The following is a 14,132-nucleotide window of genomic DNA, read 5'->3' on the forward strand; positions in this document are numbered from 1 at the left end:
TTTTCCCGCCGACAACCACTTCGATGCCGTCAGTCAAGGTCCAGCGCGATGACAGGTGCGTGACAGGTTTCGCTGCTAGGTCTATTTTCACATCTTCCCGTGGAGGCGGGACCAGATGGGACTGGGAGGAGCAGGTCACGGCCTGAAGCGGCGTCGTCCGCATGCTGCGCAACCGCGCTCTCCCCACAGATCATTCGCAAGCGGCAATGACCGCATTGATGGTGGAGGACTATCTTGAAACACTTTTTCCTGGCTTCGTTCCTTGCAGGCGCTCTCGCCCTTCCGGCCGCGGCTGCCGACTACACGATCATCGCTCCGGCTGCGCCTGGCGGCGGCTGGGACCAGACGGCCCGTTCGCTGCAGCAGGTGATGCAGGCTGAAGGCATTTCCGGCAATGTTCAGGTTGTGAACGTACCGGGCGCCGGCGGCACCATCGGTCTTGCCCAATTCGCCAGCCAGCAGAAGGGCAATCCGAACGCCCTGATCGTCGGTGGCTATGTCATGGTCGGTGCGATCCTGACCAACCAGTCGCCGGTGACGCTGGCGGATGTTACGCCGATCGCCCGCCTGACGGGCGAGTATGAAGCGATCGTCGTTCCCGCCAATTCGGAAATCGAGAACATCGGCCAGCTCGTTGAGAAGCTGAAGGCTGATCCAGGTTCCGTGTCCTGGGCTGGCGGCTCGGCTGGTGGTACCGACCACATCGGTGCTGGCCTGATCGCCAAGGCTGCCGGCGTCGACCCGACCAAGATCAACTACATCGCCTATTCTGGCGGCGGTGAAGCGCTTGCTGCCATCCTCGGCAGTCAGGTGACTGTCGGCATCTCCAGCTATGGCGAATTCCAGGCGCAGGTAGAGGCCGGTACGCTTCGTCTGCTCGCTGTTTCCAGTGCGGAGCGTATCGAAGGTGCCGATGCTCCGACGCTCAAGGAAAGCGGTCTCGATGTCGTGCTGCAAAACTGGCGTATGGTCGCGGCCGCTCCTGGCCTGACCGACGAGCAGAAGGCCGCCGTCGCGGCTGATATCGAAAAGCTCGCGAAGTCGGCTGGCTGGCAGGAAACGCTGAAGACCAAGAACTGGCAGGACACCTACCTTGCCGGCGCCGCCTTTGAAGAGCAGCTCGCCAAGGACATCGCTGCCACCGAGACCATTCTCAAAGACATCGGTCTGGTGAAATGAGCACGGAAGATCGTTCTTCCGGACATCGTACGCGTCGCCCAGATTGGGCGGCGCTGGTCATCGCCGCGGTGCTGGTCGCCGTGGCGGGCCTGATCTTCTACGATGTCGCCCGTCTGCAAGGCGGTAACAGCTATTCCGGTATCGGTCCTGCGACGGTGCCGAAGGGCATTGCCATCGGTTTGATCGGCCTTGGCATCTGGACGGTGTTCGCTGCGATGCGCCGCGATTTTCCGGAGCGCGAGCATCAGGAGCTACCGCCTGTGCTTTTCATCGTGGCCGGGCTCGCAGCGCAGATGCTGCTCCTGAAAACGCTGGGTTTCTCGCTTGCGACAGGTGTCCTGTTCGCTCTGACCGCGGCCGGCTTCGGCAAAAGGCAGTTCTGGATCTCGCTGCCGGCCGGCATAGCTCTCTCGTTCGTCGTGTGGATCCTCTTCGCGCGCTTCCTGCAACTGTCCTTGCCGGCGGGTCCACTCGAACGGCTGTTCTTCTGAGGGGAACCCCGTGAATACGTTTGATTTCCTTCTCCAGGGGCTGGCGATCGCCGCTCAGCCGATCAACCTGTTCTACGCGCTGATCGGTGTCACGCTCGGCACGCTCGTCGGCGTCCTGCCGGGCATCGGTCCCGCGCTCACCGTCGCACTCCTGCTGCCGGTGACCTACCAGCTCGATCCTGCCGGTTCGCTGATCATGTTTGCCGGCATCTATTACGGCGGCATGTATGGCGGCTCGACGACGTCGATCCTGCTCAACACGCCAGGCGAGAGCGCATCGATCGTGACCGCACTCGAAGGCAACAAGATGGCCCGTGCCGGGCGTGGCGGGCCGGCCCTTGCCACGGCCGCAATCGGCTCCTTCGTTGCGGGCCTTCTGGCAACCATCGCGCTTGCCTTCATTGCGCCCTATGTCGTGAAGTTCGCCCTGTCCTTCGGTCCGCGTGAGTATTTCGCGCTGATGATGCTCGCTTTCGTCACCGTCTCCGCAGCCTTCGGGGACTCGACGCTGCGTGGTCTGACCGCCCTCTTTGTCGGCCTCGCCTTCTCGATCGTCGGCATCGATCAGCTGACCGGCCAGACACGACTGAGTTTCGGCGTGCCGGATCTGCTCGATGGGCTCGAAGTCACCACGCTTGCGGTTGCGATGTTCGCCATCGGCGAGACGCTCTACGTGGCTGCCCAGGGAGCCCGGGCTCCGGAAAAGGTCGAAGCCGTGCGTGGCTCGCTCTGGATGAACAAGTCCGATTGGAGCCGCTCCTGGAAGCCCTGGCTTCGCGGTACGGCGATCGGTTTCCCGATCGGCGCCATGCCTGCCGGTGGTGCGGACGTGTCGAGCTTTCTGTCCTATTCGGCGGAAAAGCAGTTCTCGAAGCATCCGGAAGAGTTCGGCAAGGGTGCGATCGAGGGCGTCGCCGGGCCAGAAGCGGCCAACAATGCCTCTGCTGCCGGAACGCTGGTTCCGCTGTTGACGCTCGGCCTGCCGACAACGGCGACTGCTGCGATCATGCTTGCGGGTTTCCAGCAGTTCGGCCTGCAGCCCGGTCCGCTGCTGTTCGCGACAAATCCACAACTCGTCTGGGGTCTGATTGCCTCGCTGCTGATCGCCAACTTCATGCTGCTGGTCCTGAACCTGCCGCTGATCGGTCTCTGGGTCCGCCTCCTGACGGTTCCCAAGCCCTGGCTCTATGCCGGCATTCTGGTGTTTGCGACACTTGGCACGATCGGCGCCAATCCGTCGGTGTTCGAACTCGGTCTGCTTCTGACCTTCGGTGTGCTCGGCTATGTCATGCGCGTCTTCGGTTATCCGATCGCGCCCGTCATCGTCGGTCTGATCCTCGGCCCGATGGCCGAGCAGCAGCTGCGCCGCGCCTTGTCGATCAGCCAGGGCGATCCGACGGTGCTGGTCACGTCTCCGATCGCAGCAATCCTGCTGGCGCTCGCCGCCATTGCGCTGGTTGTCCCGATGATTCTTCGGGCGCGGGGTAGGGGGCAGGTGCTGGCACAGGTTGCCGCCAGCGAAGACTGATGCCCAAATTGTCATGTGCCGATGTAGGATCCGGTTAACTCGGCCTGCATCGGCTGCATGGCTGTCGTGACTTTCCGTCCATTGTAATCTGGCCTTCGGAGTATCATCTTCTGCTTGCAAACGAAGAAAGCGAGCAAAGAAATGTCTAGCCTCCGCAAGTCCATCCAGCAGGGTTTCCTCGGTCGTGCCATCGCCGTTTTCGGTGCAGCAAGCTCCGCAGCGGCTGCTGTCGAAGGACATCGTCGTCCGAAGGATCACCACCTGAAGACGCTCGGAATCAACCCCGCGGATTTCCCGCGCTATTGATCTGATGACAGGTTAGGCGCTGCTGCAGCGCCTTAGATCAGCGATCTTGGCAACTCCCTCGCCAGATCATGCGAGCGCTCCATCGGGGCGCTCTTTGCATTTTGCGCCACGAGAACCTGGATTGCTTCAAGCCCCACTCACTTGGCGAGCCGATCACCGGCTGCAGTGAGAGCGATGGTGACTCCGCCCGGCAGCCACTCAAAATCGATGCTTCCGCCGAGGTGATGAATTGCGCTGGTTCGTGCCAGCTTGCTGCCGAAGCCTTCCTGGCTTGGAGCCTTGATTTCGGGGCGGGTGACGTCTTCCTGCCATTCCAGATGTAGCGCGTCCTTGTCCATCCGCCAGCGCACATCGAGCCTTCCATCCGCGTCGCGGAAGGGGCCGTACTTTGCCGCATTGGTCGCCAACTCGTGAAAGATCAGGGCAAAGCTCGTCGATGCATGCGGGCCGAGGCTTATTTCCGGGCCTTTCAGGGTGACTTGTCTGTCGCGATCCGCCAGGTGGGGGGACAGAATCTCTTCCAGAAGTGTATGGAATGCTACGGTTTCGGCAATTGACGATCCGGCAACAATTGCCGGCTGGATCAGGTGGTGTGCCTTCGCCAAGGCCTGCAGGCGACCGTGCAGAGAGTGAGCCATCACTGCGACCGATGTCGATGATCTTGCGGTCATGTTGATCATGCCCGCAGTGATCGCAAAGAGATTCTTGACGCGGTGGTTTAGCTCACGCAGTAGAAGCTGGCGTGCTTCTTCGGCCACCTTGAGATCGTGAATATCCGTGCAGGTCCCGTACCAGCGGGTAATCTCGCCGTTCTCGTCCCGCACGCATTGGGCGCGTCCGATGACCCAGCGATAAACGCCGCTTCGATGCAGAAGACGGTACTCCACGTGATACGGTTCGCCGGTCTCCAGGCTGTGCTGCCACTTTGCCCAGGTCTCAGCCCGGTCATCGGGGTGAAAGACATTTTCCCAGTCCGAGCCGTCGGTGAAGCCCTCGCTGACGCCTGTGTATTCGTACCAACGCTGGTTGAAGTAGTCGTGGTATCCGTCTTGTCGGGTCGACCAGATCATCTGGTCGATTGAATTCACGATGGCTTCGAAACGCTGTTCACTTTCCCGGAGAGCGGCCATGGCCGTTGTCGCCTCGGTGACATCAGACGCTTGGATGAAAATGCCCGCTGGCTGGCCCGCCGTGTCGGTGATCGGCTGGAAGACGAAGTCCACGTATCGCCCCTGGAGTTTTCCATCGGGGCGCACGAATTCCACCGGCACCGCCTTGCCCTGAAAGGGTTCGTTGGTAGCGTAGACGGTATCGAGCAGGTGGATAAAGCCCTGATCCTTGACTTCCGGCAGGGCCTCTTCAACCGATCGTCCCAGCAAGTTGCTTCGCTGAACGAGGTCTTCATAGGCCGGGTTGACCAGCTTGAACGTATGCGACGGGCCCTCCAGAATGGCGATCGCGGCCGGCGCCTGCGCGAAAAGCCGCCCCAGCCTGGCGATCTCTTCCTGCGTCTGGCGCCTGGCGAGGACGGCAGCCGTGGTTTCGTTGCCCTGGTTGAAGATGCCTACGATGTTGCCGTGTTCGTCGCGTATGCTGGACAGGCTATAGTTCCAGTAGCCTTCCGTCGGAACGCCGTTGCGCTCCATCATCAGCAACTGGTCGTAGGTCGTCACGCCTTCCCCGGTGGTTATCACTTGGTGGAATTGCGGTCCGACAACATCCCAGATGTCCGACCATACTTCGGCAGCCGGTCGGCCCAAAGCCCAGGGATGGCGGTCTGCCGGAATGGGTGCCCAGCTATCGTTATAGAGGAGCCGCATTTCCGGGCCCCAATAAATGGCCGTGGGAAAGCTGGAGTTCAGACAGATGGACAGCGCCGAGCGCAGCGCGGCTGGCCACTCTTTGATAGGGCCGAGACCGTCTGCCCAGTCATGTTTCAGGATAAGTTCGGCCATCTGGCCGCCATTCCTGAGAAAGCCGGGTATCACGTTTTGTTGCTCGTCGTGGGACATATATCCGGCTGCCTTGAGCTATGCGTTGCGGCTTATGTTATGTCAGATAGGACAAACACGTTTCCGTGTCTATTGCCCCTTATGGCCGGGTTCGGGCGGCCTTGGCATTTCAAAATCCCTGGTCGTCAAAATTTTTGAGAGTGCACGGAACTTTTTTATTTGGCCGTTGTTGTCGATGGTGGCCTGTTCCAGGACTGGGTATGAATGTCTGATCAAAACTCCTCGCGCCGCGACGCACAAGACGCCGGCGACCGCCTTCTCGCCTCCCATCCATCCGAGGATCCGTTCGCGGCAGCCTTCAAGGCTACCCGCATGCCAATGCTGATTACGGATCCGCGCCAGCCCGACAACCCAATCATTTTCTGCAATCAGGCGTTTTCGAACCTGACTGGTTACAGCACCGATGAGCTCATCGGGCGCAACTGCCGTTTGCTGCAGGGACCGGAAACGGACAGCGGTGCGATTGCCCGTCTGCGCGAGGCCATTGCGGCAGAGCGGGACGTTGCGATCGACATCCTCAACTATCGGAAGGACGGTAGCCAGTTCTGGAATGCGCTTTTCGTCAGCCCCGTCCGGGATGCCGACGGCGAAGTGGTCTATTTCTTTGCATCACAGCTCGATTTCACGACGATCAAAAGCAAGGAACTCGATCTCGCAGAGGCGCGGCAATCGGCCGAACGTGAGGTCGCACGGCGGACGCATGACCTGTCCGAAGCGCTGAAGGCCCAGACCCTTCTGGTGCATGAGGTCGACCACCGTGTGAAGAACAACCTCTTGACCATCGCCTCGATCGTCAAGCTGCAGGCGCGAATGTCTGGAAACGACCTCGTAAAGCGCACCTTGTTCTCGGTGCTCAATCGCGTCGAAGCACTTAGTACAGTGCAACGAAAGCTGTTCACAAGCGCCGACCTTGGGCGCTTCGACGTTTCAGATTTTGCCAAGGATCTGATCGAGGATCTGGTAGGCGCCTTGAAACGCGACGACATTCGCGTGACGACCGACCTGTCGCCGGTGCTGGTTCCCGCTGTTAAGGCTTCGCCGCTTGCTCTCATTATAAACGAGCTGGTCCTGGATGCCGTGCGCCGGGGGCTGAGCGATGGGGGTGGCGATATCCATCTGGAGGTGCGGCGCACCAACGGGCATTTCTTGATCCGGGTGACGGACACGACGAAGCCAGTCTCCGTTAATCCGGAGGAGGAGGCTTTTGGCAAGTTGATGCTGGAGACCTGTGCGAAACAGCTGGGCGCGAAGATCGCCCGGGAGGTCGAAGGCTACCGGACTAACGTTCAGGTCACGATGCTGGTCGAAGATGCAAAGGAAACAGACACTTGAAAATCATGATCGTCGAGGATGAGGCGCTTCTTGCCCTCGAACTGGAGCTTGAAGTGGAGGCTGCCGGCCATGTCGTCGTCGGAACGGCCGCATCGCGCAAGGCTGCTTTCGACATTATCGAATCCAGCACGCCCGAATTCGCCTTCGTCGATGTCCACCTCAGCGATGGTCCCTCGGGAATCGAGATCGGGCGCCGGCTTGCGGAACGCGAGGTCCCCTTCGTCTTCGTCACTGGGAATGTCAAACGGATACCGGAAGGTTTCGTCGGCGCGATCGGGGCAATCGAGAAGCCCTATACGATGAACGGGCTTCAAAATGCCCTGAGCTATATCAGTGAGAAAGTGGCCGGCGATCAGACGATTAGCCCGCCGCCGGGCCTTATTCTGGCCAAGAGCTTCCAGCGTCAGAACGACGCCAGCTGACAGGGCTGGCGCGGGCCGCCGCCATAAGGCTGGTAGGTGTTGTCGCTCCGACGATAGGAGCGATAGCGTTCCATGCAGGCCATGACGTGGCCTTCGTCCTCCATGCCAGCACCAGGATTGCTTCCGTTGGCACTGACGGTCATGACCCTTGCATCACCTTCTTCCAGCTCCGCCATGATCTCGACCTGATAGGGTGAGTCACAGGGACGAATGTCGCCGCTGAAGCTGCGATAGGTGTTGCGGACGGGATCGTAGGAACGATAGCGTGCTTCACACCAGGAGAAATGCTCCGGAGGCAGCGTGTCGGCGCCGAAACCGGATGTCGATTCGTCGATCGCCGCAGTGACGAGAGTGTCGATGTCACCGACCTTAGAACCTCGCCCTGCGGTGGCCGTCTGCTCACTCTGATCCGATGCCCCCAGGTCGGGTTCGACCATCACCACATGACTTGCATAGCGGGGTGGCAAGCGCTCCAGATTCTGTGCGGTCCTGTCGATGCGGACAGGCTCCATCGTCCAGAGGTCCTTGATGTCTAGGCCGGTGAATCGGTGGGGGTCTTCTTCCGGGGCGAGCGCGGCTGACGCGAGTACGACGCCACCAATCACCATCCCGGCGGCGAGCGCTGACGCTGAGAGCAGTTTTATAACGGGTTTCATCGGGATCTCCATCCATCGTCTGTGACAGGAGAATGAAATTCCCCTCGGACGGTTCCCGATGAAACGTGTCTTGCCCTTGATTATTCGACCGTTTCTCCGAAAGGAAGCGAACGGCCGAATTGCGCCTCAGTGGTTGTGGCGGGGCGGCGTCTTGGAGATCTGACGGAAATCCTCCGCGTTTTTGATCGTCGCACCATCGGCTAGTTGGGTGACCGTCTGGCGATAAAGCCGCTGCCATGGCGTTGCGTCTTTCGGCACGGGCGGAATGCCCTCGGCCTTGCGCCTTTCGATTTCCTCGTCGCCGACCAGCATGTCGCAACGCCCCTCATTCAGGTCGATGCGAATGACGTCTCCGGTCCTGACCCAGGCCAGACCGCCGCCCGCCGCGCTTTCAGGCGATGCGTTGAGGATCGACGGGCTGTCGGCTGTGCCGGACTGGCGGCCGTCGCCGATCGTCGGCAGGCTGAGAATGCCCCGCTTGATGAGGTGATCCGGCGGCTGCATGTTGACCACTTCGGCCGAACCCGGCCAGCCGAGCGGGCCGGCGCCGCGGATGACGAGAACGCAGTCCTCGTCGATCTCCAGGGCGGGATCGTTGATGCGCTTGTGGTAATCCTCCGAGCCGTCGAAGACGATCGCACGGCCCTCGAAGACGCCCTCGCGGCCCTTTTCCTGCAGGTAACGCAGGCGGAAACCCTCGGAGATGACACTCGTCTTCATGATCGCAAAATCGAAGAGGTTGCCCTTCAGCACAACGAAGCCCGCGCGTTCTCGCATCGGCTCGTGATAGGGCTTGATCACCTCCCGATCCGTCGCCTCTCGTCCCTCCAGGTTCTCAGCCATGGTACGGCCGGTCACCGTGCGACAGTTTGCGTCGAGCTTTCCGGCCTGCATCAGCTCCCACATGATTGCCGGTACGCCTCCGGCGCGGTGGAATCGCTCGCCGAGATAGGCGCCGGCCGGCTGGACGTTGGCGAGCAACGGAATGTCGTAGCCGTGAACCTGCCAGTCCTCGGGCAGGAGCTCGACGCAGGCATGCTTGGCCATGGCCATCAGGTGCGGCTGGGCGTTGGTCGATCCGCCGACCGCCGAGTTGACCCTGATGGCATTGAGAAATGCGTCGCGGGTGAGAATGTCCGAGGGGCGGATGTTTTCAAGCACGAGTTCGACCGCCCGCTTGCCCGTCCGATAGGCCATCTGGCCGCGTTCACGATAGGCGGCGGGAATGGCAGCGCAGCCGGTAAGCGACATGCCGAGTGCCTCGGCAATCGCGTTCATGGTCGACGCTGTGCCCATGGTGTTGCAATGGCCGGGAGAGGGGGCCGAATCGAGGGCGCGTTCGAGGAATTCCTCGCGGCTGATCTCGCCGGCCGCATATTTGCGACGAGAGCGCCAGATCACGGTGCCGGAGCCCACCAGCTCGCCATCATGCCAGCCGTCAAGCATGGGGCCGCCGGAGAGCACGATGGCTGGGATGTCCACCGTCGACGCCGCCATCAGTGCAGAGGGCGTGGTCTTGTCGCAGCCGGTCGTCAGCACGACGCCATCGAAGGGATAGCCGTAGAGCAACTCGACCAGGCCGAGATAGGCAAGGTTGCGGTCAAGGGCTGCCGTCGGTCGCTTGCAGTTCTCGAACAGCGGATGCGACGGGAATTCGATCGGAATACCGCCGGCGTCGCGGATGCCGTCGCGTACGCGTTTGGCAAGATCCAAGTGATGACGGTTGCAGGGATTGATATCGGAGCCCGATTGGGCGATCCCGATGATCGGCTTGCCGGAGCGCAGTTCCTCCGGCGTCGTGCCGTAGTTCATGAAGCGCTCCAGGTAGAGCGCGGTCATGTCGAGATGATCGGGATTGTCGAACCAATCCTGCGAACGGAGGCGGCGTTTCGGTTTCTCAAACTCGGTCATCGGCGGCACCTTTGCGGTGGTTGATTTTTTCCAGATGAAGCAGAAGGCCACTGTGGTCTAGTTCGCCATTGCCGTCTGCAACGAAGGCTTCGAAGGCCTCGCGAACGTCCGAGGTCAGCGGAAGCTCAAGGCTAAAGGTCTCGGCCATGGCGGCGACGGCGTTCAGGTCCTTCAACTGCAGGCGCGAGGGGCCGCCCGGCTCGAAGCGCCGCTCGACCATACGCTGTCCGTGCAGTTCCAGGATACGGCTTTCGGCAAAGCCGCCGCGGATCGCTTCGCGAAACTTCTCCCGCGATGCGCCGCCAGCTTCGACGAGCATCATGGCTTCTGCAACGGCGCCGATGGTGATCGCGACGATCTGCTGATTGGCGAGCTTACAGATCTGGCCAGCGCCCGAGGGGCCGACATGGGTCACGCGCCCGAGCGGCGCGAAGACATCCGTAAGGCTCTCGATGACATCGGCATCGCCGCCCGCCATGATTGCCAGCGTGCCGGCTTCCGCACCGACGACACCACCCGACACAGGTGCATCGACATGGGCGATGTCGCGATCGGCGAGCCGGCTCGCATGGTCTTTTGCGATTGGCGGTGCGATCGAAGATGTGTCGATGACGATCGTGCCCTTTTCCAGCGCTTCGGCCGTGCCCTTGGTGAAGAGCACATCCTCGACCGCAGAGCCGTCCGATAGCATGGTGAAGACCACGCTTGCGCCGGAGACGGCGTCTGCCGGGCTCTCTGCAACCCTGGCGCCGGCCGCGGCCAAAGGTTCTGCCTTGGCCCTATCGCGGTTCCACACCGTGACATGGAAACCAGCCGCGAGCAGGCGCCTCGCCATGGGCGCGCCCATCAGTCCCGTCCCGAGAAAGGCGATCCGCTTGTTTTCCGTTCCCGTCAAAGCTTGCCTCCCAGCTCATCCTCGATATGCACTCGAATGATTTCGTCAAAAGAGCTTTCGGCGGTGAAGCCGAGTGCGCGGGCGCGGGTTGCTTCGAAGCCGGGAGCCCAGCCGGCGCAGATGCGCATGATCATCTCGTCGGGCTCATGGCGGATGAGCTTGATCGCGTTCTCCCCTGCCACGCGGCGCAGCGCTTCGATCTGCTCGCCAACGGTTGCGCTGAGGCCGGGCATCGACAGGTTGCGGCGCGGGCCGACGGTTTCCAGGTCGATGTTTGCGCCGTGGATGAGGAAGCCGACCGCGGATCGGGGCGAGGCATGCCAGTGGCGGACATCCTCGCCGACCGGCAAGACGGCCTCCTGGCCGACCAGCGGCTCGCGCAGGATGTTGGAGAAGAAGCCCGAGGCCGCCTTGTTTGGCTTGCCGGGGCGAATGCAGATCGTCGGCAGGCGGATGCCGATACCGTCGAAATACCCCTTCCGGGAATAGTCGGAGAGCAGTAGCTCGCAAATCGCCTTCTGCGTGCCGTAGCTGGTGAGCGGCGTGGTGTGGAACTCGTCCGGGATCGGATAGGGCAGCGGTGCACCGACGACCGCGATCGATGAGGTGAAGACCACACGCGGGCAATAGCCGTCAGCCATACGGGCAAGCCGGATTGCCTCGAACAGGTAGCGGGTGCCATCGAGGTTGATCTTGTAACCCTTTTCGAAGTCGAGTTCCGCTTCACCAGAGACGATCGCAGCGAGATGGAAGATGACATCGGGGCGCGATGCGATCAGGCGCTCGGCAGACGCGGGCTCGGACAGATCGACGGCTTCGATCGTCACTCTGCCGTCGAAGCCGGCGGGGGCGTCGGCCGCCACGACATCGGCGAGTGTCATCGCCGTAATCTGCCGTCCCTGCAGCTCACCATCGCGGGTAAGCCGCTGCGCCAGCTTGCGTCCGACCATGCCGGCCGCGCCAATCACCAGAATATGCATGTGACAGTCTCCTCCCATGTCATTCTTTGACCCCGCGCGCGTCTGCACAAGGGCCTTCTTCAAAAACCATTTGTAAGGTTGTCTGATAACCTTATATCATTCTCGTGGAAACCAAATTCTTTGTCCATCTCCAGATGGGCCGACGGGGAGACTGATGATGGCCGTGGAAAGCGTGATCGAGGGGAAGGATGTGTGGGGCGGGGCGGGCGACCCGGTTCCCAGCCTCATCAAGGCGCTCGGGCCTGACATGGTCATCGTCGGTGCCGAGGTCGAGCGCTACTGCCGGGATTGGCATGGGGATGTCACGACCGGTGCTGTCGCGGTTGTCCGTCCGCGAACGACTGAGGAGGTCTCCGTTGCCGTCAGGACCATCCGCTCGCTGGGGCTCGCGATCGTGCCGCAAGGTGGCAATACGGGGCTGGTTCTCGGGGGCACTCCCGACGCGCCGGCGAGCCAGGTTGTCGTCAGTCTCGAGCGCATGACGGCGATCCGCCGCATCGATGCAGATGATTTTTCGGCCGTCGTCGAGGCGGGCGCCATCCTGCAGGACTTCAAGGACAAGGTGGAGGATGCGGGGCTCTACTTCCCGCTTGCGCTCGGTGCGCAGGGTTCCTGCCGGATCGGCGGCAATGTCTCGACCAATGCAGGCGGAATCAACGTGTTGCGCTATGGCATGACGCGAGAGCTTGTTCTCGGCCTGGAGGTCGTTCTCCCCGATGGGGCGATCTTCGATGGGCTTTCGACGCTGCGCAAGGACAATCGCGGGATCGATCTGAAGCAGCTGTTTATTGGTGCTGAGGGCACGCTCGGTATCATTACGGCTGTCGCAGTCAAGCTGATGCCGCCAGCCGAAAAGGTGGCGACTGCCTTGCTCGGTATGGGCGCTCTGACGGACGTGATCACGCTTTATCGCCGCGCGAGACGCGATTGCTGCGATCTCATGTCAGCCTTCGAATTCATGCCGCCGATCGCTTTCACCCTCGCGCAAGAGGCAATTCCTGATCTCGCCATGCCGATGAGCGGCGATTATCCGGCCTATGTGCTGCTCGAGATCTCGGGTTCCGGCCTCGTGGATATCGAAGACCTGATGCACCGTTTTCTGGAAGGTGTTCTCGAGGACGGCCTGGTACTGGACGGCGTCGTTGCAACGTCGCGGAGCCAGGCCCGCTCTCTCTGGCTCTTCCGCGAGGGGATGAACGAGGGGCAGGCCAAACGGGGCGCGCATCTGCGAACGGACGTGTCTGTGCCTTTGTCGTGTCTTCCGGAGTTCGTCGAACGGGCGGAAGCGGCCATCGCAGCGCGCTTGCCGGATTGCACCTGCGTTTCCTACGGTCATGTCGGCGACGGGAACGTGCATCTCAACGTGCTGCCGCCTTCTGGTCTATCCAGGGACGAGGTGGCCGAGCGGATCTACACGGCCAAGCGCGTCGTGAATGATGTTCTGGATGGTTTCCAGGGTTCGATCAGCGCCGAGCATGGTATTGGTCGGCTGAAGAAACCGGATTTTCTGTCGCGTGTGCCGGCCACGCAGCTGCATCTCCTGACTGCGATCAAGCAGGCCATCGACCCCGCAGGGATCATGAATCCCGGTTGCCAATTGAATTCAGGTGCGGATTCGTGAAATACCGGAGCAGGTGGCAAGGAGACCAGCGGGCATGTCGATCGACCTCGGGCAATTGAATTTCGGACAGATCAGGCGCAGTGAGCACCTGCCGGCCCGAATTGCCGCGCAATTGGCCGACGAGATCAGCCAGGGGCGCTTAAAGCCCGGCGAGAGATTGCCGACCGAGCACGTTCTGGCCAAGACGCTCGGCGTCAGCCGCTCTGTCGTACGCGAGGCCATTGCGCAGTTGCGGAACGAAGGCATGGTCGAGACGAGACAGGGAGTCGGCGCATTTGTCAGCGAACCCTCGGCCAGACCGATCCGCATCAAGGATGGCGAGCTCTCCGAGCCGCAGAGTTTTCGCGCGCTCTTTCAGCTGCGTGTGCCGCTTGAGATCGAGGCGGCCGGTCTCGCTGCCGTGCACCACACCGCTGAGGATCTCGAGAGGATCGACGAGGCGCTGTCGCGCATGACGGGGGCCGAGAAGTGGACAGAGCAGGGCATCGTCGCCGATCTCGCCTTCCACCGTGCCGTCGCCGAGGCGACGCACAACGAGTATTTCGCGCTGTTCATCGGCTTCATCGCCGAGCGGATCAGCCTCGCGATCGATGCGGCACGCTCCCGCGCCGTGCTCGAGGAGATCGTCGAAGTGACCATTGCCGAACACGTCCGGCTGAGAGACGCGATCGCCAAGCGGGACGGTGCTGGCGCACGCGAGGCCATGCGCGCGCATCTGCACGGTGCGGCAAGCCGCATCGATCTCAGCCTCGAGCAGTTCTGAGACGGTCTCGTGCGGCAGCTTTGTCCACAAGTCCGT

The 14,132-nt window shown here is 61.6% G+C and carries 13 protein-coding genes; 8 read left to right on the forward strand and 5 right to left on the reverse strand.

The genetic code is table 11. The features are described from left to right. Positions 1-234: 234 nt before the first annotated feature. The 4 genes from ACQKP1_RS21715 to ACQKP1_RS21730 all read left to right on the forward strand — a co-directional run bounded on the left by ACQKP1_RS21715 (position 235) and on the right by ACQKP1_RS21730 (position 3,504). Positions 235-1,179, forward strand: a complete 945-nt coding sequence (locus ACQKP1_RS21715; protein ID WP_203018207.1) for a Bug family tripartite tricarboxylate transporter substrate binding protein — start codon at positions 235-237, stop codon at positions 1,177-1,179. Then, positions 1,176-1,670, forward strand: a complete 495-nt coding sequence (locus ACQKP1_RS21720; protein WP_203018206.1) for a tripartite tricarboxylate transporter TctB family protein — start codon at positions 1,176-1,178, stop codon at positions 1,668-1,670. Before ACQKP1_RS21715 ends, ACQKP1_RS21720 begins: the two co-directional genes overlap by 4 nt. Before the next feature lie 10 nt (positions 1,671-1,680). Next, on the forward strand, positions 1,681-3,198 hold the full coding sequence (locus ACQKP1_RS21725; RefSeq protein ID WP_203018205.1) for a tripartite tricarboxylate transporter permease: 1,518 nt from the start codon (positions 1,681-1,683) through the stop codon (positions 3,196-3,198). Positions 3,199-3,339: 141 nt separating this feature from the next. Then, positions 3,340-3,504, forward strand: a complete 165-nt coding sequence (locus ACQKP1_RS21730; RefSeq protein ID WP_006728203.1) for a hypothetical protein — start codon at positions 3,340-3,342, stop codon at positions 3,502-3,504. A gap of 137 nt (positions 3,505-3,641) precedes the next feature. On the opposite strand, the gene ACQKP1_RS21735 is transcribed toward ACQKP1_RS21730, so the two are convergent. After that, positions 3,642-5,459: a sensor histidine kinase gene (locus ACQKP1_RS21735; protein ID WP_427276981.1), complete on the reverse strand. Its 1,818-nt coding sequence runs from the start codon at positions 5,457-5,459 to the stop codon at positions 3,642-3,644. 261 nt (positions 5,460-5,720) lie between these two features. Between ACQKP1_RS21735 and ACQKP1_RS21740 the strand changes: the two genes are divergently transcribed. Both ACQKP1_RS21740 and ACQKP1_RS21745 read left to right on the forward strand, forming a co-directional pair. Continuing rightward, positions 5,721-6,848, forward strand: a complete 1,128-nt coding sequence (locus ACQKP1_RS21740; protein ID WP_427276982.1) for a PAS domain-containing protein — start codon at positions 5,721-5,723, stop codon at positions 6,846-6,848. Further along, the gene (locus tag ACQKP1_RS21745) at positions 6,845-7,270 is read left to right on the forward strand and encodes a response regulator (protein WP_427276983.1); all 426 of its coding nucleotides are present in this window, start codon (positions 6,845-6,847) and stop codon (positions 7,268-7,270) included. Before ACQKP1_RS21740 ends, ACQKP1_RS21745 begins: the two co-directional genes overlap by 4 nt. Here the strand turns inward: ACQKP1_RS21745 and ACQKP1_RS21750 are convergent. From ACQKP1_RS21750 to denD, 4 genes are all read right to left on the reverse strand, one after another. Beyond that, a complete protein-coding gene (locus ACQKP1_RS21750; protein WP_427276984.1) occupies positions 7,252-7,926 on the reverse strand; it encodes a BA14K family protein in 675 nt (224 codons plus the stop codon). The two genes, ACQKP1_RS21745 and ACQKP1_RS21750, sit on opposite strands and share 19 nt — an antisense overlap. Before the next feature lie 126 nt (positions 7,927-8,052). After that, a complete protein-coding gene (locus ACQKP1_RS21755) occupies positions 8,053-9,837 on the reverse strand; it encodes an IlvD/Edd family dehydratase (RefSeq protein WP_427276985.1) in 1,785 nt (594 codons plus the stop codon). After that, the gene (locus ACQKP1_RS21760; protein WP_427276986.1) at positions 9,824-10,732 is read right to left on the reverse strand and encodes an NAD(P)-dependent oxidoreductase; all 909 of its coding nucleotides are present in this window, start codon (positions 10,730-10,732) and stop codon (positions 9,824-9,826) included. The genes ACQKP1_RS21755 and ACQKP1_RS21760 overlap by 14 nt, the downstream gene beginning before the upstream one ends. Continuing rightward, on the reverse strand, positions 10,729-11,712 hold the full coding sequence (gene denD, locus ACQKP1_RS21765; RefSeq protein WP_427276987.1) for a D-erythronate dehydrogenase: 984 nt from the start codon (positions 11,710-11,712) through the stop codon (positions 10,729-10,731). The genes ACQKP1_RS21760 and denD overlap by 4 nt, the downstream gene beginning before the upstream one ends. 247 nt (positions 11,713-11,959) lie before the next feature. On the opposite strand from denD, the gene ACQKP1_RS21770 reads away from it, so the two are divergent. Together ACQKP1_RS21770 and ACQKP1_RS21775 are read left to right on the forward strand one after the other, a co-directional pair. Beyond that, positions 11,960-13,333: an FAD-binding oxidoreductase gene (locus ACQKP1_RS21770; protein WP_246754076.1), complete on the forward strand. Its 1,374-nt coding sequence runs from the start codon at positions 11,960-11,962 to the stop codon at positions 13,331-13,333. Between the two features lie 34 nt (positions 13,334-13,367). After that, a complete protein-coding gene (locus tag ACQKP1_RS21775; RefSeq protein ID WP_427276988.1) occupies positions 13,368-14,096 on the forward strand; it encodes a FadR/GntR family transcriptional regulator in 729 nt (242 codons plus the stop codon). The last annotated feature ends 36 nt before the right edge of the window (positions 14,097-14,132 follow it).

The organism is Allorhizobium sp. NPDC080224 (assembly GCF_050281005.1).
GTDB lineage: Bacteria > Pseudomonadota > Alphaproteobacteria > Rhizobiales > Rhizobiaceae > Allorhizobium.